At 71.6% G+C, this 21,269-nt stretch carries 21 protein-coding genes; 19 read left to right on the forward strand and 2 right to left on the reverse strand.

The window, feature by feature from the left end; translation table 11 throughout:
• Nucleotides 1–15 precede the first annotated feature (15 nt).
• Nucleotides 16–690, reverse strand: a complete 675-nt coding sequence (locus ACWDAS_RS25875) for a bifunctional DNA primase/polymerase (RefSeq protein WP_450395240.1) — start codon at nt 688–690, stop codon at nt 16–18.
• A 299-nt stretch (nt 691–989) separates the two neighbouring features.
• Between ACWDAS_RS25875 and nsdA the strand changes: the two genes are divergently transcribed.
• From nsdA to ftsH, 7 genes are all read left to right on the forward strand, one after another.
• On the forward strand, nt 990–2,438 hold the full coding sequence (gene nsdA / locus ACWDAS_RS25880) for a transcriptional repressor NsdA (RefSeq protein ID WP_450395243.1): 1,449 nt from the start codon (nt 990–992) through the stop codon (nt 2,436–2,438).
• Nucleotides 2,439–2,833: 395 nt separating this feature from the next.
• Nucleotides 2,834–4,192, forward strand: a complete 1,359-nt coding sequence (locus tag ACWDAS_RS25885) for an ammonium transporter (RefSeq protein ID WP_450395245.1) — start codon at nt 2,834–2,836, stop codon at nt 4,190–4,192.
• Nucleotides 4,189–4,527: a P-II family nitrogen regulator gene (locus ACWDAS_RS25890; RefSeq protein ID WP_450395248.1), complete on the forward strand. Its 339-nt coding sequence runs from the start codon at nt 4,189–4,191 to the stop codon at nt 4,525–4,527. Before ACWDAS_RS25885 ends, ACWDAS_RS25890 begins: the two co-directional genes overlap by 4 nt.
• A gap of 91 nt (nt 4,528–4,618) precedes the next feature.
• Nucleotides 4,619–7,099, forward strand: a complete 2,481-nt coding sequence (locus ACWDAS_RS25895; RefSeq protein ID WP_450395251.1) for a [protein-PII] uridylyltransferase — start codon at nt 4,619–4,621, stop codon at nt 7,097–7,099.
• An 84-nt stretch (nt 7,100–7,183) separates the two neighbouring features.
• A complete protein-coding gene (gene ffh / locus ACWDAS_RS25900; RefSeq protein ID WP_450395253.1) occupies nt 7,184–8,722 on the forward strand; it encodes a signal recognition particle protein in 1,539 nt (512 codons plus the stop codon).
• A 74-nt stretch (nt 8,723–8,796) separates the two neighbouring features.
• Nucleotides 8,797–9,312 carry a GNAT family N-acetyltransferase gene (locus tag ACWDAS_RS25905; RefSeq protein ID WP_450395255.1) on the forward strand — a complete coding sequence of 172 codons (516 nt, stop codon included), beginning with the start codon at nt 8,797–8,799 and terminating at the stop codon, nt 9,310–9,312.
• A gap of 55 nt (nt 9,313–9,367) precedes the next feature.
• A complete protein-coding gene (gene ftsH / locus ACWDAS_RS25910; protein ID WP_450395258.1) occupies nt 9,368–11,305 on the forward strand; it encodes an ATP-dependent zinc metalloprotease FtsH in 1,938 nt (645 codons plus the stop codon).
• A 46-nt stretch (nt 11,306–11,351) separates the two neighbouring features.
• Here ftsH and ACWDAS_RS25915 read toward each other — a convergent pair whose 3' ends face one another.
• On the reverse strand, nt 11,352–12,179 hold the full coding sequence (locus tag ACWDAS_RS25915; protein WP_450395260.1) for a class I SAM-dependent methyltransferase: 828 nt from the start codon (nt 12,177–12,179) through the stop codon (nt 11,352–11,354).
• 217 nt (nt 12,180–12,396) lie between these two features.
• Here ACWDAS_RS25915 and proS point away from each other — a divergent pair, with 217 nt between their 5' ends.
• From proS to ACWDAS_RS25975, 12 genes are all read left to right on the forward strand, one after another.
• Complete coding sequence (gene proS, locus ACWDAS_RS25920) at nt 12,397–13,809, forward strand: proline--tRNA ligase (protein ID WP_450395262.1); 1,413 nt, start codon at nt 12,397–12,399, stop codon at nt 13,807–13,809.
• A gap of 190 nt (nt 13,810–13,999) precedes the next feature.
• Nucleotides 14,000–14,590, forward strand: coding sequence for a hypothetical protein (locus tag ACWDAS_RS25925; protein ID WP_089224949.1), 591 nt, complete (start codon nt 14,000–14,002; stop codon nt 14,588–14,590).
• A 223-nt stretch (nt 14,591–14,813) separates the two neighbouring features.
• Nucleotides 14,814–15,245: a 30S ribosomal protein S16 gene (rpsP, locus tag ACWDAS_RS25930; protein WP_018562959.1), complete on the forward strand. Its 432-nt coding sequence runs from the start codon at nt 14,814–14,816 to the stop codon at nt 15,243–15,245.
• 2 nt (nt 15,246–15,247) lie between these two features.
• A complete protein-coding gene (locus ACWDAS_RS25935) occupies nt 15,248–15,487 on the forward strand; it encodes an RNA-binding protein (RefSeq protein WP_450395265.1) in 240 nt (79 codons plus the stop codon).
• A 91-nt stretch (nt 15,488–15,578) separates the two neighbouring features.
• Complete coding sequence (gene rimM, locus ACWDAS_RS25940; protein WP_450395267.1) at nt 15,579–16,103, forward strand: ribosome maturation factor RimM; 525 nt, start codon at nt 15,579–15,581, stop codon at nt 16,101–16,103.
• A 3-nt stretch (nt 16,104–16,106) separates the two neighbouring features.
• Entirely contained in the window at nt 16,107–16,916 is an 810-nt protein-coding gene (gene trmD, locus ACWDAS_RS25945) for a tRNA (guanosine(37)-N1)-methyltransferase TrmD (protein ID WP_450395270.1), read from the forward strand.
• Nucleotides 16,917–17,049: 133 nt separating this feature from the next.
• Nucleotides 17,050–17,400 carry a 50S ribosomal protein L19 gene (gene rplS, locus ACWDAS_RS25950; RefSeq protein ID WP_018562955.1) on the forward strand — a complete coding sequence of 117 codons (351 nt, stop codon included), beginning with the start codon at nt 17,050–17,052 and terminating at the stop codon, nt 17,398–17,400.
• A 164-nt stretch (nt 17,401–17,564) separates the two neighbouring features.
• Complete coding sequence (gene lepB, locus ACWDAS_RS25955; RefSeq protein ID WP_450395272.1) at nt 17,565–18,080, forward strand: signal peptidase I; 516 nt, start codon at nt 17,565–17,567, stop codon at nt 18,078–18,080.
• Nucleotides 18,073–19,182 carry a signal peptidase I gene (gene lepB, locus ACWDAS_RS25960; protein WP_450395275.1) on the forward strand — a complete coding sequence of 370 codons (1,110 nt, stop codon included), beginning with the start codon at nt 18,073–18,075 and terminating at the stop codon, nt 19,180–19,182. The genes lepB (ACWDAS_RS25955) and lepB (ACWDAS_RS25960) overlap by 8 nt, the downstream gene beginning before the upstream one ends.
• A 55-nt stretch (nt 19,183–19,237) precedes the next feature.
• Entirely contained in the window at nt 19,238–19,975 is a 738-nt protein-coding gene (lepB, locus tag ACWDAS_RS25965) for a signal peptidase I (RefSeq protein ID WP_450395421.1), read from the forward strand.
• A gap of 43 nt (nt 19,976–20,018) precedes the next feature.
• Nucleotides 20,019–20,783 (forward strand): signal peptidase I, encoded by a 765-nt coding sequence (gene lepB / locus ACWDAS_RS25970; protein WP_450395277.1) that lies wholly within the window; start codon nt 20,019–20,021, stop codon nt 20,781–20,783.
• A 2-nt stretch (nt 20,784–20,785) separates the two neighbouring features.
• Nucleotides 20,786–21,265, forward strand: coding sequence for an NUDIX hydrolase (locus ACWDAS_RS25975; RefSeq protein WP_450395279.1), 480 nt, complete (start codon nt 20,786–20,788; stop codon nt 21,263–21,265).
• Nucleotides 21,266–21,269 lie beyond the last annotated feature (4 nt).

Genomic DNA, 21,269 nt, shown 5'->3' on the forward strand with positions numbered 1-21,269 from the left:
CCCCTTGCTCATGCCTCACGCGTACACACGGTCGCGGTGGCAGACGTATGCCAGCGTGCCGAGCAGCAGCCGGGCCTCCGGAGGCTGGCGGGCGGCGTCCAGGGCGGGCGCCCGCAGCCAGCGGACCGGGCCGAGGCCGCCGAGGTCGGAGGGTGGGGCGGTGACGTGGTCGCCCGGCCCGAGGCAGCGCAGGTCGAGGTCGGCGTCGTCCCAGCCCATGCGGTACAGCAGATGCGGAAGCTCGGCGGCGGCACCCGGGGCGACGAAGAACTGCGCCCGGCCGTCCGGGGTGGCGATCACCGGTCCGAGGCGCAGTCCCATGCGCTCCAGGCGTACCAGGGCGCGCACGCCGGATCGTTCCGCCACTTCGATCACGTCGAAGGTCCGCCCCACGGGAAGCATCAGCGCCGCGCCGGGAACCCGCTCCCAGGTGGCCACGGCCTCCTCCAGGGTGGCCCCGGCCGGCACCTCGCCGGCGAACTCCAGTGCGTGGGCGCCCGGTGCCTTGCACCCCGGGTCACCGCAGGAGCACTGCCCGCCCCCGCGCGTGGCGCGCGCACCCGGCGCCACCGCCCATCCGCACAACCCGGTGTACTCCGCCACGGTGGTGCACGCCGAGGCGTGCGTCCGGCGGCGCGCGCCGGAGCGGATGTGACGCATCTCCCGCATGCTGCCGATCGTGAAGCCCATGACACCCCCAACGGGTCGCAGTTGCCGATGGTTACGCCCGCGCCTGATCGGCATGTGTCAAGTGAATCGCGCCGTGTGCACATGTAGTTCATTCGAAGGGGTGGCGAATGGTGGCGTTTTCGCAGGAGGCATCGCCGGATGGGTGATCGTAGGATTACTTTCGGTGGGCGAGCCCCGGAAGTGTGCGGGCCGGCGGGTATGCCGGAGGCAAGACTCGTAGGACACTGAGGCACTCGAGGGCCAGGCAGGCAACGGCCCTCATCCCCGGCGGTGTTGGGCGACGGAATGGGGGCATCACGGTGGGCGGCACACAGGACAAGCAGCCCAACGCGCAGTTGACCTCATGGTTTGTGCGCAGTGGCTGGTCCAAGGGCGAACTGGCCCGTCAGGTGAACCGCAGAGCACGCCAGATGGGTGCGCTGCACGTCAGCACCGACACCTCCCGGGTGCGCCGCTGGCTGGACGGCGAGCAGCCGCGCGAGCCCATCCCGCGCATCCTCTCCGAGCTGTTCTCCGAACGCTTCGGCTGCGTCGTCCCGGTCGAGGACCTGGGGCTGCGCCCGGCGCACCAGCCGCCGGCCTCGACCGGCGTGGACCTGCCGTGGGCGGGCCCGCAGACCGTCCAGCTGATCAACGAGTTCTCCCGCAGCGATCTGATGCTCGGCCGTCGCGGCTTCCTCGGCGCCTCCCTGGCGCTGTCGGCCGGCCCCGCCCTCGTCGAGCCGATGCAGCGCTGGCTGGTGCCCACTCCCGCGTCCGGCGCCGACATCCCCCCGCCGCGTGACTCCGGGGCCCGGGTCCGGCTCTCCGAGCCCGAGCTGGAGCTGCTGGAGGCCACCACGGTGATGTTCCGGCAGTGGGACAACCAGTGCGGCGGCGGCCTGCGCCGCAAGGCCGTGGTGGGCCAGCTGCACGAGGTCACCGACCTGCTCCAGGAGTCGCATCCGCAGTCCGTCGCCAAGCGGCTCTACCGCGTCACTGCCGAGCTCGCGGCGCTTGCCGGCTGGATGTCGTACGACGTCGGCCTCCATCCCACCGCGCAGAAGTACCTGGTCCTCGCTCTGCACGCCGCCAAGGAGTCGGACGACCGGCCGCTGGGCGCCTTCATCCTGTCCAGCATGAGCCGCCAGATGATCCATCTGGACCGGCCCGACGACGCACTGGAACTCATCCACCTGGCGCAGTACGGCAGCCGCGACACCGCGACCGCCACCACCCAGGCGATGCTGTACGCGATGGAGGCCCGCGCCTACGCCAACATGGGCCAGGTCAACAAGTGCCACCGCGCCGTGCGCATGGCCGAGGACGCCTACACCGACTCCCGTCCCACCGAGGACCCGGACTGGATCAGCTTCTTCAACGAGGCCGAGCTCAACGCCGAGAACGCCCACTCCTACCGTGACCTGGCGTACGTGGCCGGCCGCAGCCCCACGTACGCCTCGCTGGCCCACCCCGTGATGCAGCGGGCGGTCGACCTGTTCTCCCAGGACAGCGTCCACCAGCGCGCCTACGCCCTCAACCTGATCGGCATGGCCACCGTGCACCTGCTCCAGCGCAACCCGGAGCAGGCCGCCGGCCTCACCGTCCAGGCCATCGACGTCGCCAAGCACGTGCGCTCCGAGCGGGTCAACACCCGCATCCGCAAGACCGCCGACAGCGCGCTGCGCGATTACGGCAAGGTCGCCGAGGTCGCCCAGCTCACCGAGCGCCTCGCGGCCCACCTCCCCGAGGTCGCCGAGACCGCCTGACCCGGCGGTCACCCCCGTACCCCGGCCGCGGCCGGCCATCCCGACAGCCCGACTCGGCTCCCCCATGCCAGGTCAACCGGGTGGCTCGCCGCGGCCGGTCCTTGTCCACCGCACGCATTCAGGTCTACGGCGTGGCGAGGTTTGTACACCCCGGCCCGCGCGGCACGTATACAGCTCGTCGGCCCGCCCGAGGGGTCACGGACTCATGACGGCGTCGTCATGGCGGCGCCCGCTGGGGTGGCGGTTCATCGCGACGTAACACGGACGACTTCTTCGTCACGGTTCCGAAACACCCAATGGCGTCGACGGAAACCCGGCTGGGACAACCTCATGGCGAAAACCGGCCCACTGAGCCCGCTTCCCGCACGGGCCGTTCGGATGACGAGGAGACGCCGATGGCAGCAGGCTTCTTGACGCTTGCCGCAGATACGCCCACGTTCGACAGCGGTAGCACGGCGTTCATGCTGCTGAGCGCAGCGCTGGTGCTCGTGATGACCCCCGGCCTGGCCTTCTTCTACGGTGGCATGGTCCGGGTCAAGAGCGTGCTGAACATGCTGATGATGAGCTTCATCGCCATCGGCATCGTCACGGTGTTGTGGACGCTCTACGGCTTCACCGTCGCATTCGACTCCGGGAACGCCTTCTTCGGCGGCTTCGACTGGGCCGGCATGCGCAACATCGGGATCTCCCAGCTGTGGGACGGCTACACCATCCCGGTCTACGTCTTCGCCGTCTTCCAGCTGATGTTCGCGATCATCACCCCCGCCCTGATCAGCGGTGCGCTCGCGGACCGGGTGAAGTTCACCGCCTGGTCTCTCTTCGTCGCGCTGTGGGCCACGGTCGTGTACTTCCCGGTCGCCCACATGGTCTGGGCGTCCGACGGCTTCCTCTTCACCCGAGGCGTGATCGACTTCGCCGGTGGTACGGCGGTGCACATCAACGCCGGTGCGGCGGCGCTCGGCGTGATCCTCGTCATCCGCAAGCGCGTGGGCTTCAAGAAGGACCCGTTCCGGCCGCACAACCTGCCGCTGGTCATGCTCGGCGCCGGTCTGCTGTGGTTCGGCTGGTTCGGTTTCAACGCCGGCTCGTGGCTCGCCTCCGACGGCGTCGCCGCCGTGGCCTTCACCAACACCCAGGTCGCCACCGCCTCCGCGATGCTCGGCTGGCTCGCCTACGAGAAGATCAAGCACGGCTCCTTCACCACCCTCGGCGCCGCCTCCGGCGCGGTCGCCGGCCTCGTGGCCATCACCCCGGCCTGTGGCTCGGTGAGCCCGCTCGGCGCCATCGCCGTCGGTGTCATCGCCGGTGTGGCCTGCGCCGCCGCGGTCGGTCTGAAGTACAAGTTCGGCTACGACGACTCCCTCGACGTGGTCGGCGTCCACATGGTCGGCGGCATCGTCGGCTCCCTGCTCATCGGCTTCTTCGCCACCGGCGGCGTCGGCCAGACCGCCAAGGGCGTCTTCTACGGCGGCGGCTTCGACCAGCTGTGGAAGCAGTTCCTGGGTGTCGGCGTGGTCCTGTTCTACTCGCTGATCGCCTCGGCCATCCTTGCCAAGCTCATCGACCTGGTGATCGGATTCACCGTCAGTGAGGACACCGAGGTGGCGGGCATCGACCAGGCCGAGCACGCGGAGACCGGCTACGACTTCGCGGGCGTCGCCAGCGCCGCCCGGGCCGTCATCTCCTCCCTGGACAGCAGCAGTGGCACCGGCCGGCAGGTGGCCGACGCCCCGTCGAAGAAGGTGGACGCGTGAAGCTCATCACCGCAGTCGTGAAGCCGCACCGGCTGGACGAGATCAAGGAGGCCCTGCAGGCCTTCGGCGTCCAGGGCCTGACGGTCACCGAGGCCAGCGGCTACGGCCGCCAGCGGGGTCACACCGAGGTCTACCGCGGCGCGGAGTACACCGTCGACCTGGTCCCCAAGATCCGGATCGAGGTGCTCGTCGAGGACAGTGACGCCGAGCAGCTGATCGACGTCATCGTCAAGGCGGCCCGCACCGGCAAGATCGGTGACGGCAAGGTCTGGAGCATCCCGGTCGAGACCGCGGTCCGGGTCCGGACCGGGGAGCGCGGCCCGGACGCACTCTGAGGACGCGGGGGCGCGGCCGGAATTCCGGCCGCGCCCTTTCGCACAACCGATCCCGACAATTCCCACCGCCCGGCCTGCGACTGGAGACAGTGTGACGGAGAGCGTCGACGCGAAAGCCAACGACGGACACGCCCGTGCAGGCTACGCGGCGGCCCGGCTGGCCCTCCTGAACGGCGAGCGCCCGTCAGGGCTCCCGCGCCGCAAGGCGCTGGCCGCCCTGACCGACGCCTGGCTCGCCGAGCTCGCCCGCGGCGCGGCCGACCGGGCCGGGGCGGAGGGCTGGTCGCTGGTCGCCGTCGGCGGTTACGGCAGGGGCGAGCTCTCCCCGCGCAGCGACCTGGACCTGTTGCTGCTCCACGACGGCTCCGGCAGGTCCGGCTCCGTCGCCGCCCTGGCCGACGGGGTCTGGTACCCGGTCTGGGACCTGGGCGTCGCGCTGGACCACTCCGTACGCACCCCCGCCGAGGCGCGGAAGACCGCGGCCGAGGACCTGAAGGTCCAGCTCGGCCTCCTCGACGCACGCCACATCGCAGGCGACGCCGCCCTCACCGCATCCCTGCGCACCGCCGTGCTGGCCGACTGGCGCAATCAGGCCCCCAAGCGGCTCCCCGCCCTCCACGAGCTGTGCATGGAGCGCGCCGAACGCCACGGGGAGCTCTCCTACCTTTTGGAGCCCGATCTCAAGGAGGCCCGCGGCGGTCTGCGCGACGCCACCGCCCTGCGCGCCGTCGCCGCCTCCTGGCTCGCCGACGCACCCCGCGAGGGGCTGGAGGACGCCCGTACCCGCCTGCTCGACGCCCGGGACACCCTGCACCTGGTGACCGGCCGCGCCACCGACCGGCTCGCCCTCCAGGAGCAGGACCAGGTCGCCGCCGCACTCGGACTGCTGGACGCCGACGCGCTGCTGCGCCAGGTGTACGAGGCCGCCCGGACGGTCAGCTACGCCTTCGACGTCACCTGGCGCGAGGTCGGGCGGGTCCTGCGCTCGCGCCAGATGCGGCCCCGCAGGCGCGGGCTGCTCGGCCGCTCCCGCCCCGAGCCGAGCGGCACCTCGCCCGAGCGCACCCCGCTCGCCGAGGGCGTCGTCGAGCACGAGGGCGAGGCCGTCCTCGCCCGTACGGCCAGGCCCGAGCGCGACCCCGTACTGCCGCTGCGCGCCGCCGCGGCCGCCGCCGAGCACGGCCTGCCGCTGTCGCTGCACGCGGTCCGCCGGCTCGGCGTGGCCCAGGCCACCCGGCCGCTGCCGGTGCCGTGGCCCGCGGAGGCGCGGGAGCAGCTCGTCACGCTGCTCGGCGCGGGGGAGTCCACCGTCCAGGTGTGGGAGGCCCTGGAGGCCGAGGGCATGATCACGCGGCTGCTCCCCGACTGGGAGCGGGTGCGCTGCCGCCCGCAGCGCAACGCCGTGCACATCTGGACCGTCGATCGTCACCTCATCGAGTGCGCCGTGCGCGCCTCGCGTCTGACCCGCCGCGTCGGCCGCCCCGACCTGCTGCTCATCGGCGCCCTGCTGCACGACATCGGCAAGGGCTGGCCCGGCGACCACTCCGAGGCCGGCGAGGTCATCGCCCGCGACGTCGCGGCCCGCTTCGGCTTCGGCCGTTCCGATGTCGGGACGCTGGCCCTGCTGGTGCGCCACCACCTGCTGCTGATCGAGACCGCGACCCGGCGCGACCTCGACGATCCCGCCACCGTGCAGAGCGTCGCCGAGACGGTCCGCGACACAGAGACCCTGGAACTGCTGCACGCGCTCACCGAGGCCGACGCCCTGGCCACCGGTCCCGCCGCCTGGAGCGCCTGGCGGGCCTCCCTCGTCGGCGACCTCGTCAAGCGCGTCGCCGCCGTACTGTCGAGCGGGGCGGTGCCCGAGCCGGCCGACCCGGAGCCCACCGCGGAGGAGGAGCGTCTCGCGGTCGAGGCGGCCCGCACGGGCGGCCCGGTCATCGCGCTGCACGCCCACGCCGAGCCCGATCCCGAGGGGAACGTCCCAAGGACCCCGGACGACGAGCCCGAGCCCGTCGGCGTCGAACTGCTGCTCGCCGTCCCCGACCGTCCCGGGCTGCTCGCCGCGGCGGCGGGGGTGCTCGCCCTGCACCGGCTCACCGTCCGCGCCGCCGACCTGCGGGCCGTCGACCCCATCGGCGAGGGCCCGGTCACCCTCCTGCGCTGGCGGGTGGCCGCCGAGTACGGCTCGCTGCCCGAGGCGGCACGGCTGCGCAACGACTTCGCCCGGGCCTTCGCCGGGTCCCTCGACATCGGGACGCGGCTCGCCGAGCGCGAGCGGGCCTATCCCCGGCGCCGCGGCGTCACACCCCCGCCACCGCGGGTCACGGTCGCCCCCGGCAGCTCCAGCGCCGCCACCGTCATCGAGGTCCGCGCCCACGACGCCCCGGGGCTGCTGCACCGCATCGGCCGGGCCCTGGAGTCCACCGGCGTGAACGTCAGGTCCGCCCGGATCAGTACGCTCGGCGCCAACGTGGTGGACGCGTTCTACGTCACCGACACCGCGGGCGATCCGCTTCCCGACGTACGCGCGGCCGAGGTCGCCGACGAGGTGGAGCGGGCCCTGCGCTGACGCGATGGAGACCATTCGCGGGCCGGGCGGATACCCTTGAGGACGACCTATCACCCGCCCCCGACCTGAGGATCCGCGACCGACGTGTTCGACACCCTTTCCGACCGCCTCGCAGCGACGTTCAAGAACCTCCGGGGCAAGGGCCGCCTCTCCGAGGCGGACATCGACGCCACGGCGCGCGAGATCCGCATCGCGCTGCTGGAGGCGGACGTCGCGCTGCCGGTGGTCCGCGCCTTCATCAAGCAGGTCAAGGAGCGAGGCCTCGGCGCCGAGGTGTCCCAGGCGCTCAACCCCGCTCAGCAGGTCATCAAGATCGTCAACGAGGAGCTCATCGGCATCCTCGGCGGCGAGACCCGCCGGCTGCGCTTCGCCAAGCAGCCGCCCACCGTGATCATGCTCGCCGGTCTGCAGGGTGCGGGTAAGACCACCCTGGCCGGCAAGCTCGGCCGCTGGCTGAAGGGCCAGGGCCACACCCCGCTGCTGGTCGCCGCCGACCTCCAGCGCCCCAACGCCGTCAACCAGCTCCAGGTGGTCGGCGAGCGGGCGGGTGTGGCGGTCTTCGCCCCGCAGCCCGGCAATGGCGTGGGCGACCCGGTCCAGGTCGCCAAGGACTCGATCGATCACGCCCGCACCAAGCAGTACGACGTCGTCATCGTCGACACCGCGGGCCGCCTCGGCATCGACTCCGAGATGATGCAGCAGGCCGCGGACATCCGCGACGCCGTGCAGCCCGACGAGATCCTCTTCGTCGTCGACGCCATGATCGGCCAGGACGCGGTCAACACCGCCGAGGCCTTCCGCGACGGCGTCGGCTTCGACGGCGTGGTGCTCTCCAAGCTCGACGGCGACGCCCGCGGCGGTGCCGCGCTGTCCATCGCGCACGTCACCGGCCGCCAGATCATGTTCGCCTCCAACGGCGAGAAGCTGGACGACTTCGACGCCTTCCACCCCGACCGGATGGCCTCGCGCATCCTCGGCATGGGTGACGTCCTCAGCCTGATCGAGAAGGCCGAGCAGACCTTCAGCCAGGCCGAGGCCCAGAAGATGGCCGAGAAGCTGGCCAAGGGTCCCAAGGAGTTCACCCTCGACGACTTCCTCCAGCAGATGGAGCAGGTCCGCAAGATGGGCTCGATCTCCAAGCTGCTCGGCATGCTCCCGGGCATGGGCCAGATCAAGGACCAGATCAACAACCTCGACGAGCGCGACGTGGACCGCACCGCCGCGATCATCAAGTCGATGACCCCGGGCGAGCGCCACGATCCGACGATCATCAACGGCTCCCGCCGCGCCCGCATCGCCCGCGGTTCCGGTGTGGACGTCAGCGCCGTGAAGAACCTGGTCGAGCGGTTCTTCGAGGCCCGCAAGATGATGTCGCGGATGGCCCAGGGCGGCATCCCCGGGATGCCCGGCATGCCGGGCATGGGGGGCGGCGCCCGCCAGAAGAAGCAGCAGAAGAAGGCCAAGGGCAAGCGGCAGAGCGGCAACCCGCTCAAGCGCGCCGAGCAGGAGCGGGCCGAGGCGGCCCGTCGCGAGCAGCAGGCCGGCGGCGCCTTCGGGCTGCCGCCCGGCCAGAGCGGCCAGGACTTCGAACTGCCCGACGAGTTCAAGAAGTTCATGGGCTGAGGCCCGGACCCGTCCGTGCGGCGGCGGCACCCCCGGTGGCGGGGGCGCCGCCGCCGCACGTGCATGATGGACCCATGCGCGTACACATCCGCCCGCCCGAGCAGGCCGACGCCCCCGCCTACCGGGAGGCGGTGCTCCGCTCCGCCGAGCACGTCGGCCGGTGGAACCCGGTGGAACCGGACGGGCTGCCCGAGCTGCTGCGGCGCCAGGGGCCGGGACTGCGGACGTTCCTGATCCTCGACGAGGAGACCGGCGGGATCGTGGGCAGGTGCAACGTCGCCAACATCGTCATGGGGCGCTTCCGCAACGCCAGCCTGGGCTACGACAGCTACATGCCCTTCGTCGGCACCGGACGGATGAGCGAGGGCATGCGGCTGGTCGTGGACCGCTGCTTCGCCGCGGAACCACGTGGGCTGGGCCTGCACCGGCTGGAGATCAACGTGCAGCCGGAGAACGAACGGTCCGTCGCCATGGCCAAGCGCCTCGGCTTCCGCCACGAGGGCTTCTCGCCCCGCATGCTCTACCTGAACGACGCCTGGCGTGATCACGAGCGCTTCGCGCTCACCGCCGAGGAGTGGCCCGGCGCCTGACCGGTGACCCGGGGCCTGAGGGGCGCCGCCGCGTAGCTGTCTCTATTGTCGGGATATGGGCAATTCGGTACCGCCCCGGCAGAATCCGGACGACCCATGGCGGACGGAGGGCGCCCCACCCTCACCGCCCACCCGGCGACGCCGCCGGATGGGCGGCTGGGGCGGCATGATCCTGGCGGCACTCGTCGTCTTCCTCATCACCGACCTGGTGCTCTCGCTGTACACCGGGTCCAGGCCGACCACGATCTCGTACACCGAGTTCAACCGGCAGCTCGCCGCGGACAACGTCTCGAAGATCTACTCCAAGGGCGACTCCATCGAGGGGCAGCTCAAGAAGAAGCAGGACGTGCCCAAGGGGGCGGGCGAGGGCACGTACATGCAGTTCAAGACGCAGCGGCCGGTCTTCGCCGACGACAACCTGTGGGCGACCCTGACGAAGAATGACGTCACCGTCACCGCCGAGCCCGTGGTCCAGCAGCGCGGCCTGCTCTACAACCTGCTGCTCTCGCTCGCCCCGGTGCTGCTGCTGGTCGTGCTCTGGCTCTACGTGTCCCGCCGGATGAGCAAGCTCGCGGGCGGGCTCGGCGGCCTGGGCGGCATCGGCCGCAGGGCCCCGCCGACGCCGGTCGTCCCCGAGGAGGGCCACCGCACCACCTTCGCCGACGTGGCGGGCATCGACGAGGTCGAGGCCGAGCTCAACGAGGTCGTCGACTTCCTCAAACGCCCGCAGGCCTACCGCGCCCTCGGGGCACGGATGCCGCGCGGCGTGCTGCTCGCGGGACCACCCGGCACCGGCAAGACACTGCTGGCGCGGGCCGTGGCGGGGGAGGCCGACGTGCCCTTCTTCTCCGCGTCGGCGTCCGAGTTCATCGAGATGATCGTGGGCGTCGGCGCCGGCCGGGTGCGCGAGCTGTTCGCGGAGGCCCGCAAGGTCGCGCCGGCGATCATCTTCATCGACGAGATCGACACCATCGGGCGCGCGCGCGGCGCCGCGGGCGGCCTCGGCGGCCACGACGAGCGCGAGCAGACCCTCAACCAGATCCTCACCGAGATGGACGGCTTCTCCGGCTCCGAGGGCGTCGTCGTCATCGCCGCCACCAACCGGCCCGACGTCCTCGACCCCGCCCTCACCCGGCCCGGCCGCTTCGACCGCGTCGTCCACGTCAGCCCGCCCGACCGCACGGGCCGTGAGGCGATCCTCCGCATCCACCTGCGCCAGGTCCCCCTGGAGGGCGGCATCGACCTGACCGCCGTGGCCCGTGCGACCCCGGGGATGACGGGTGCGGAACTCGCCAACCTCGCCAACGAGGCCGCCCTGCTCGCGGTCAAGCGCGGCAAGTCCGCCGTCGGGCAGAGGGAGCTCTCCGACGCCCTGGAGAAGGTGCAGCTCGGCGCGGCGCGTCCGCTCGTCATGCCCGCCGAGGAACGCCGCCGCACCGCCTACCACGAGTCCGGGCACGCCCTGCTCGGCATGCTGCACCCGGGCGCCGACCCCGTACGCAAGATCACCATCGTCCCGCGCGGCCGCGCTCTCGGCGTCACGCTCTCCACGCCCGACTCCGACCGCTACGCGTACACCGAGGAGTACCTGCGCGGCCGGATCATCGGCGCGCTCGGCGGCATGGCCGCCGAGCACATCGTGTTCGGGGTGATCACCACGGGCGCCGAGAACGACCTGGAGCAGGTCACCAACGTCGTCCGCGGCATGGTCGGCCGCTGGGGCATGAGCGAGAAGGTCGGCCCGCTCTCCGCGATCCCGGCCGACTCCCAGCAGCCGTACGGCCTGTCGGCCGCCCCCGCCACCCTCGACGTGATCGACGCCGAGATGCGCAGGATCGTCGACGAGTGCTACGGGACGGCCTGCCGGCTGCTGAGCCGGCACCGCGAGCAGCTGGACGCCCTGGCGGAGCGGCTGCTGGAGGCGGAGACGCTGGAGGAGGACGAGGCCTACGCGGCGGCGGGCATCCCGCGGCTCGCGAAGGCCGCCGAGTAGCCGGGGCCGGGGCGGCGTGCGGGAACGCCGCGCGGGAACGTTCCGGCTACACCCGGGCCACCAGGTACCGGAAGACGTTCTCCATCCGGACCGTGCCGTCGGCGCGCCGGTACGCGTGCAGCGCCTCCCGCAGCTCCTTGCGGACCTGGTCCTCGTCGGTGGCGGCCACGGCGGCGTCGAAGAGCCCGGTCGACACCAGGCCGCGCACCGCGCTGTCCATGTCGGGGTAGCCGAAGGGGCAGGACACCCGCCCCGAACCGTCCGGGCGGAGCCCCGCCCCGCGCGCGAGGTCCTCCAGGTCGTCACGGCCGCTGAGCCGGATCGCCGCGGCGGTCCCGCGCGGCTCCGCCAGGCGCGCCGCGACCCGCAGGACCCGCCCGGTGGCGCAGCGCTCGGGCGGTCCCCAGCCGGCCAGCACGACCGGGCTGCCCCGCTCGGCCAGGCGCGCCGCGGCCGTGAGCGCGGGGACCAGGGCGGCCGGGGCCGCCGCCGGGTCCAGGGCGGTGATCATCGTGAACGGTGCCCCGTCCGGCAGGGGGACCTCCTCGGGGCCGCCCACGACCAGACGGGTGTGCGACCGTGACGCCGCCGTCGCGCCCCACTGCGGCTCGGGCAGCAGCCGCTGCCGGGCCAGTTCGAGACGCCGTTCGTCCGGATCGCACCCCGTGACGGTCGCGCCGCGGGCGGCGGCCATGAGCAGTGCGAGTCCCGAGCCGCACCCGATGCCGAGCAGCCGGGTGCGGGGGCCGACCTCCAGCCGCGCGTGCACCGCCTCGTAGAGCGGTACGAGCATCCGCTCCTGGATCTCGGCCCAGTCACGCGCCCTGCCGTCGGCCCGGTGTGTTCGTGGGTGCCGTGCGAGCGTAGGTGTCATCGAGCGCCCCAATCAGCCGCGTCGCCGTCTCGCCGAAAGCCTTCCTCGTACGCCCCCCGGTTACGCCGCGCACGGTGTCGGTTACGCCGCGCATGCCCCCGGGAGTCAGCCAACTCCCCTTCCGGTCCGTAGTCCAGAGGTTTGAAGGGAAGGATTGGGCCGATTCCGCACCCCGCCGATTCACGTCCGGTGCCGCTGTCCCCGTACCATCTGCGGCATGGCAAAGGCTCCCGTACTCACGCCCCAGGCGGACGACTTCCCGCGCTGGTACCAGGACCTGATCAACAAGGCCGAGCTGGCCGACAACGGCCCGGTGCGCGGCACCATGGTCATCCGGCCGTACGGGTACTCGCTGTGGGAGCGGATGCAGCAGGAGATGGACGCGCGGATCAAGGAGGCGGGCGCCCAGAACGCGTACTTCCCGCTCTTCATCCCGCAGTCCTACCTGACCCGGGAGGCCGAGCACGTCGAGGGCTTCGCCCCGGAGCTGGCCGTGGTCACGCACGGCGGCGGCAAGGAGCTGGAGGAACCGGTGGTCGTCCGGCCGACCTCCGAGACGATCATCAACGAGTACTTCTCCAAGTGGGTGCAGAGCTACCGCGACCTGCCGCTGCTCATCAACCAGTGGGCGAACGTGGTCCGTTGGGAGATGCGCTCGCGGCTCTTCCTCCGTACGAGTGAGTTCCTGTGGCAGGAGGGCCACACCGCGCACGCCACCTACGAGGACGCCCGCGACTACGCCGCGATGATCCACCGCGACGTGTACGGCGACTTCATGACCGGCGTCCTCGGCATCGACGTCGTCCTGGGCCGCAAGACCGCCCGCGAGCGTTTCGCCGGCGCCATCAACACCCTCACCCTCGAGGGCATGATGGGCGACGGCAAGGCCCTGCAGCTGGGCACCAGCCACGAACTGGGCACCAACTTCGCCAAGGCCTTCAACACCTCCTACCTGTCGAAGGAAGGGCGGCAGGAGCTGGTCTGGCAGACCTCCTGGGGCGTGTCGACCCGCATGGTCGGCGGCCTGATCATGTCCCACGGCGACGACAACGGGCTGCGCGTGCCGCCGCGACTGGCGCCGGTGCAGGCCGTGATCCTGGCGATCAAGGGCGACGACGCGGTCGTGGCCAAGGTCCGGGAGATCGGCGACCGGCTCAAGGCCGCGGGCGTGCGCGTGCAGATCGACGTCCGCACCGACACCCCCTTCGGCCGGCGCGCCGTGGACTGGGAGCTCAAGGGCGTGCCCGTCCGCGTCGAGGTCGGCCCGCGCGACCTGGAGAGCGGCACCGCGATGCTCGCCCGCCGCATCCCCGGGGGCAAGGAGCCGGTGGCGATCGACGAGCTGACCGCGCTGGTGCCCAAGGCGCTGGAGGAGGACCAGGCCACGCTGCTGCGCCAGTCCCGCGAGCGCCGCGAGTCCCGCACCGTGGACGTCAAGACGATCGCCGAGGCCGCCGAGGCCGCGGCGACCGGCTGGGCCCGCATCCCGTGGGCGGACCTGGGCACGGAGGGCGAGGCCAAGCTGGCCGAGCAGGGCGTGTCGGTGCGCTGCCTGCTCACCGAGGACGGGGGCGTTCCGGAAGCGGACGACGCGCCGGGTACCGTCGCGGTCGTCGCGCGGGCATACTGACCGTCAACTGACTGAAAAGCGACGTACGTAATCGGTGGTACGTCCTCGCTTGAGGCGGGTGCGTGACTTCTCCACTGTCCTCCGCACCCGCCCTCAGCCGTGCGCATCATCCGGAACTGACTAGTACGTGCAAAATATTTGGGATGGCCCGGTATCGGAACACAGGGCGCCCCCGGCTCGTTGTCACGACGTGAGCACGACACCACCAGTCCTCGCCGCCGAGCTGGCAGTCGCATGGGCCGACATTCAACGGCACCATCCCGAACTGCCCGACCTGGCCGCCCCCGAGTCCCTGATCGGAGAGTCCTCGTCCGCGTGCGGCACGGAGCTCTCCTTCGAGCGCCTGCTGCACGAGGCCGTCCACGGAGTCGCCGCCGCGCGCGGCGTCCGGGACACCTCGCGGGCAGGCCGCTACCACAACCGTCGATTCCTGGCCATCGCCGACGAGCTGGGCCTGGACCACTCGGAGGAGCCGCACCCCAGCAGCGGCTTCTCGCTGGTCCAGATGCGCCCGGACACCAAGAAGCGCTACCGGGCGACGATCGACCGGCTGCAGCGCGCGCTCAGAGCGCACACCGTGGCGACCGCCGCCGACACCGCCCGCAGTTTCCGCGGGCCCGCCGCCCGGCACGGGTCCTCGGGCGGAGGCGTACGGGTGAAGGCGGTCTGCGACTGCGGACGCAACGTCCGGGTCGTGCCGTCCGTGCTCGCGCAGGCGCCGATCGTCTGCGGGGCGTGCGGCACACCGTTCCGGATTCCGGAGGCCGCGGCGGTCGCGTGAAGCGCCCGCCGCGGCACGGGGGCACGGCACGGGGGACTACGCCGGTGCGTCGCCGGCGTACGGCGGCATGCCCGCCGTATGGCAGAATGGTCAGCTGAGCACTCGGCAGCCGTGCAGGACCCCTCTCTCCTTCGGCTGACGCGTCCGTCGGGCAACCGGCTCCACAACCCCACGTGGTGGTCTGGCCTGCCCAACCACGTCAACACCAGGAGAACCCACTCCCGTGGCAGTCAAGATCAAGCTGAAGCGTCTGGGCAAGATCCGTTCGCCTCACTACCGCATCGTCGTCGCCGACTCCCGTACCCGCCGTGACGGCCGGGCCATCGAGGAGATCGGCCTGTACCACCCCGTCCAGAACCCGTCGCGCATCGAGGTCAACGCCGACCGCGTCGCGTACTGGCTGGGTGTCGGCGCGCAGCCGACCGAGCCCGTGCTCGCCATCCTGAAGAAGACCGGCGACTGGCAGAAGTTCAAGGGCGAGCCGGCTCCGGCCCCGCTCCTGGTCGCCGAGCCCAAGGCCGACAAGCGCGCCCTCTTCGAGGCCGCCGCCAAGGACGCCGGGGACGAGCCCAAGGGTGAGGCCATCACCCAGAAGGCGAAGAAGTCCGACAAGAAGGACGAGGCCGCCGAGGCGGCCGAGTCGACCGAGGCCTGATCGTGCTCGAGGAGGCCCTCGAGCACCTGGTCAAGGGCATCGTCGACAACCCCGACGACGTGCAGGTCGCCGAGCGCACCCTGCGTCGGGGGAAGGTCCTGGAGGTCCGGGTGCACCCCGACGACCTCGGCAAGGTGATCGGCCGTAACGGCCGCACCGCCCGCGCCCTGCGCACCGTCGTGGGCGCGATCGGCGGACGCGGTGTCCGCGTCGACCTCGTCGACGTGGACCACGTCCGCTGAGGTACGCAGCACCGGCACGGGCCGGGGGTGGCACTTGGGCCGCCCCCGGCCCGTCGCCTTATCCGACACGCGAGCACAGGAGCGCGAACAAGTGCAGTTGGTAGTGGGACGCATCGGCCGTGCCCATGGCATCAAGGGCGAGGTCTCGGTCGAGGTGCGCACCGACGAGCCGGAACTGCGGCTCGCCCCCGGCGCCGTACTCGCCACGGATCCGGCCTCGGCCGGCCCGCTCACCGTCGAGACCGGCCGGGTGCACAGCGGCCGGCTGATGCTGCGCTTCGAGGGCGTGAAGGACCGCAACGGCGCCGAGGCGCTGCGCAACGTCATGCTCATCGCCGAGGTCGACCCGGAGGAGACGCCGGAGGACCCCGAGGAGTTCTACGACCACCAGCTGATCGACCTCGACGTGGTCACCACCGACGGGACCGAGGTCGGCCGGATCAAGGAGATCTCCCACCTGCCCTACCACGACCTGCTGGTGGTGGAGCGGCCGGACGGCAGCGAGGTCATGGTGCCCTTCGTCGCCGAGATCGTCCCCGAGGTCGACCTGGAGCAGCAGCGAGCGGTCATCGACCCGCCGCCGGGCCTGCTGGACGAGGCCGAGGCGGAGCAGTAGGCCATGCGCATCGACGTCGTCACGATCTTCCCGGAGTACCTGGAGCCGCTGAACGTCTCCCTGGTCGGCAAGGCCCGGGCGCGCGGGCAGCTGGACGTCCGCGTCCACGACCTGCGCGAGTGGACCCACGACCGGCACAACACGGTCGACGACACCCCGTACGGCGGCGGGCCGGGCATGGTCATGAAGCCCGAGCCGTGGGGCGAGGCGCTGGACGCGGTCCTGGAGTCGGGCGAGGGCGAGCCGGTGCTGGTGGTCCCCACCCCGAGCGGCCGCCCCTTCACCCAGGAGCTCGCGGTCGAGCTCTCGGGGAAGCCGTGGCTGGTCTTCACCCCGGCCCGCTACGAGGGCATCGACCGGCGGGTCATCGAGGAGTACGGCGAGCGCCTGGACGTCCGCGAGGTCTCCATCGGCGACTACGTCCTGGCCGGCGGCGAGGCCCCGGTCCTGGTGATGGTGGAGGCGGTGGCGCGGCTGCTCCCCGGCGTGCTGGGCAACGCCGAGTCGCACCGCGACGACTCCTTCGCCCCCGGCGCCATGGCGGACCTGCTGGAGGGCCCCGTCTTCACCAAGCCGCCGGTCTGGCGGGAACGCGGGGTGCCGGAGGTGCTGCTCAGCGGCCACCACGGCAAGGTCGCCCGGTGGCGGCGCGACGAGGCCTTCCGTCGCACGTCGGAGAACCGCCCCGATCTGATCCAGCGTTGCGACCCGGCCGCCCTGGACAAGCACGACCGCGCGATGCTCGCGGCCCTGGGCTGGGCACAGGGCGAGGACGGCCGATTTGGGCGAGTCCCGGAGTCCGTGGAAGAATAGGCGGCTGCCGCTGTGCCTCCGCCGTGCGCCCCTGCCACAGGGGGACATGACGCCCGGCCGACACAGTGGCACTCGTATCACCACCACCAAGACCGCCGATGACCTGTGGCATGGGCGAAGAAAGCAGACGAACATGTCTCACCTGCTCGACACCGTCGACGCCGCGTCGCTGCGCAGCGACGTCCCGGCCTTCCGCCCGGGTGACACCGTCAACGTCCACGTCCGCGTGATCGAGGGCAACCGCTCCCGTATCCAGCAGTTCAAGGGCGTTGTCATCCGTCGCCAGGGTTCCGGCGTCCGTGAGACCTTCACGGTCCGCAAGGTCTCCTTCAGCGTCGGCGTCGAGCGTACCTTCCCGGTGCACAGCCCGATCTTCGAGAAGATCGAGCTCGTGACCCGCGGTGACGTGCGTCGCGCCAAGCTTTACTACCTCCGTGAGCTGCGCGGCAAGGCCGCGAAGATCAAGGAGAAGCGCGAGCGCTGAGCCCGCCGGGCATATGCGGAGCCCTATAGGCTCTGCGCTCGATGGACACAGAGGTACACCTTCCGGAGCGCGACCGCGCCGATGCCGCCGAACGGCGGGATGAGCGGTCGCGCTTCGGCGTACGTACACAGCGGTATGCACTGCTCGCCGTGGTGTGCGCCGCCGTGATCGTGGTGATCAACGTCTTCGTGGCACAGCCCTTCGTCATTCCCAGCGGCTCGATGGAGAACACCCTGCGGGCCGGGGACCGCGTGCTGGTCAACAAACTGGCGTACCGTTTCGGCAGTGCGCCGGCCAGGGGCGACATCGTGGTGTTCGACGGCAAGGGATCGTTTGTGCAGGGATCCGGCGGGACCGACTACGTCAAGCGTGTCATCGGTGTCGGTGGGGACCGGGTGACCTGCTGTGACCGGCGGGGCAGGATCACCGTCAACGGCCGCCCGATTGATGAGAATTATCTTTATCCCGGGGACACGCCGTCCCGGGTAGCGTTCGACATCGAGGTTCCGAAGGGGAGGCTGTGGGTGATGGGTGACCACCGTGCCGACAGCCGGGATTCCCGCGACCATCTCGGTGACCCCGGGGGCGGCACCGTCCCGGTGGAGAAGGTGATCGGCCGTGCCGAGGCGACCATCTGGCCGCTGGACCGTCGCCGGTCCCTGGACGGCGCCCATGGGTAGCCGCGGGCGGGCCCGCCCCGGCCAGCCGAGCCGGGCCGAATACCTGGGCGACCAGGAGGGTCCGCGCAGGGGCGGTGGCCGGGCCGAGCGGCGCAAGCTGGCGCGGAAGGTCAAGCGCAGGCGGCGTCGTTCCGCCGCCAGGGAGATACCCCTGCTCATCGGGGTCGCGCTGCTGATCGCGCTGGTGCTCAAGACCTTCCTGCTGCAGGCCTTCGTCATTCCCTCGGGTTCGATGGAGCAGACGATCCGGATCGGCGACCGCGTGGTCGTCGACAAGCTCACGCCGTGGTTCGGCTCCCGGCCGCAGCGCGGCGACGTGGTGGTCTTCAAGGACCCCGGCAACTGGCTGGAGGGCGAGCAGGCCCCGTCCGGCGAGGACCCGGTGGTGGTCAAGCAGGTCAAGGAGTTCTTCACCTTCATCGGGCTGCTGCCGTCCGCGGACGAGCAGGACCTGATCAAGCGGGTCGTCGCGGTGGGCGGCGACACGGTGAAGTGCTGTGACACCCAGGGCCGGGTCACCGTCAACGGGACCCCGCTCAACGAGCCCTACATCCATCCGGGCAATCCGCCGTCGGAGATCAAATTCACGGTCAAGGTTCCGCCGAACCGGCTCTTCGTGATGGGTGACCACCGGTCCAACTCCGCGGACTCACGCTTCCATCTCAACGACGCCGGAAACGGGACCGTGCCGGAGAATCTGGTGGTGGGCAGGGCCTTCGCCGTGGCCTGGCCGATGGGGCACTGGGCGGGACTGAAGGAACCGGCGACGTATTCCGGCGTCGCCGCAGCGGGGAGCCAGGGCGGGTCTGCCGCCGGGGCGGCCCCAGGGGTGGCAACATCCAACAATCGGCAAGGATTGAGCCCGCTCCCGACTCCTGCGGAACTCCCGCTCGTTATGGGAGTGGTGGGCCTGCACCGAATACGGCGCGGGCGGCAGCGCGGAGTAAGGAGTGGATGTGGGGGACCTGGTGGTCGGCGCAAGGTCCGGACGCGGAGAGCCGGAAGATCGGGACCCCACGGCCAGTCCGGCCAGCGATGGCGAGGCCTCGGACGGAAAGAAAGCCCCGGACGCGGGCGCGGACGTCTCCGAAGAGGCGACTGACACGAGGGACCGTGACGGCGGGGCGGAGACGAAGCAGCGCTCGTTCTGGAAGGAACTGCCGCTGCTCATCGTGATCGCGCTCGCGCTGGCCTGGCTGATCAAGACCTTCCTGCTGCAGGCGTTCTCGATCCCCTCGGCGTCGATGGAGAACACCCTCAGGGTGGGCGACCGGGTCCTGGTCGACAAGCTCACGCCCTGGTTCGGCTCCGAGCCCGAGCGCGGCGAGGTCGTGGTCTTCCACGACCCGGGCGGCTGGCTCGGCGAGACCGTCCCGGTGGACACCAACCCGGTGACGAGCGCGATCCAGAAGGGCCTGAGCTTCGTCGGCCTGATGCCCTCCGCGGAGGAGAAGGACCTGATCAAGCGGGTCATCGCGGTCGGCGGCGACACGGTGGAGTGCAAGGGCACCGGCCCGGTCAAGGTGAACGGCAAGGCCCTGGACGAACCGTACATCTACCCCGGGAACACCCCCTGCGGCGACCGTCCCTTCGGCCCGATCAAGGTCCCCAAGGGCCGCATCTGGGTGATGGGCGACCACCGCCAGGACTCCCTGGACTCCCGCTACCACCAGAACCTGCCGGGCAACGGCACGGTCTCCGTGGACGAGGTCGTCGGCCGTGCGGTCGTCGTGGCCTGGCCGATCGGCAACTGGTCCACCCTCCCGGTCCCCAGCACCTTCGACCAGCCGGGCATCAACGCGGCGGCGGCCGGGCTGCCGGCCGCGGGCGGACTGGCCGGCGCGGTGCCCCTGGTGCTGCTGCGGCGGCGCCGTCTGATCAACCGGGCCGGGTGAGAGGGCTGCCCCCGATCCGTACCGCCGGGTAGGGTGCGGACGCATGAGCACCAGCACACGCACGGGCACGCGCACGGCGACGGGGCGAGCGGACGAGCAGGGCGGTGGACGGACCGGACGGATAGCCTCCGGTCTGGCCGTCGCCCTCGGCTGCGTGCTCTTCCTCGGTGGTTTCGTCTGGGGCGCGCTCGTCTACACGCCGTACACCGTCCCCACCGGATCGATGACCCCGACCGTCGACGCGGGCGACCGGATCCTCGCCCAGCGGATCGACGGCTCCGAGGTGCGCCGCGGGGACGTCGTGGTCTTCACCGACCCGCTCTGGGGCGACGTCCCCATGGTCAAGCGGGTCGTGGCGGTCGGCGGCGACAAGGTGGCCTGCTGCGACAAGCAGGGGCGGCTGACGGTCAACGGCAAGCCGATCGACGAGCCCTTCCGCCTCGACACCGAGGGCCCGGCCTCGCCGACCTTCTTCTCGGCCACCGTCCCCAAGGGCAACCTGTTCATGATGGGCGACAACCGGGCGACCTCCGAGGACTCCCGGTTCCGCCTCGGTGACGCCGACAACGGCTCCGTGCCGCGGAGCACGGTGGCCGCGCGGGTCGACGCCAAGGTCTGGCCGCTCGGCCGGGCGGGCATGCTTGATCGGACCCGGGCCTTCGCCGGCCTGCCGGGCGACGGCCCCTCCAGCGCGGGCCCGCTGCGCACGGTGGGCGCGGCGATCGTGGGCGGCGTGGTCCTGATCTTCGTGGGCGCGGCCTACGGGCCGGTCGCGGGGATGGCCCGCCGGCGCAGGGCGGCGCGATAGCGATGCGACGGCGTGCGGCACGGGTCGTCCTGCTCGACCCCTCCGACCGGATCCTGCTGCTGCACGGGTACGAGCCGGACGACCCGTCCATGACCTGGTGGTTCACGCCGGGCGGCGGTGTCGAGGAGGGCGAGAGCCTGGACGACGCGGCACGCCGCGAGCTCGCGGAGGAGACCGGGATCACCTCGGCGCTGCTCGGGCCGGTGCTGTGGGAGCGCTCCTGCGCCTTCGACTTCGACGGCCGGCGCTGGGAGCAGGACGAGTGGTACTACCTCGCCCGCACCGAGGACACCCGCGTCCATCCGAGCGGTCTCACGGAGCTGGAGCAGCGAAGCGTCGACGGGCTGCGATGGTGGACCTGTGAGGAACTGCTCGGCTCGCATGAGACGGTGTATCCGACCAGGCTCGCCGAGCTGCTGCGCGCACTGCTCGACGAAGGTCCCCCATTGTCCCCGATTCACCTGGGGACGGAGCGTGACTGACGCA

It is taken from the genome of Streptomyces sp. NPDC001070, from assembly GCF_053598835.1.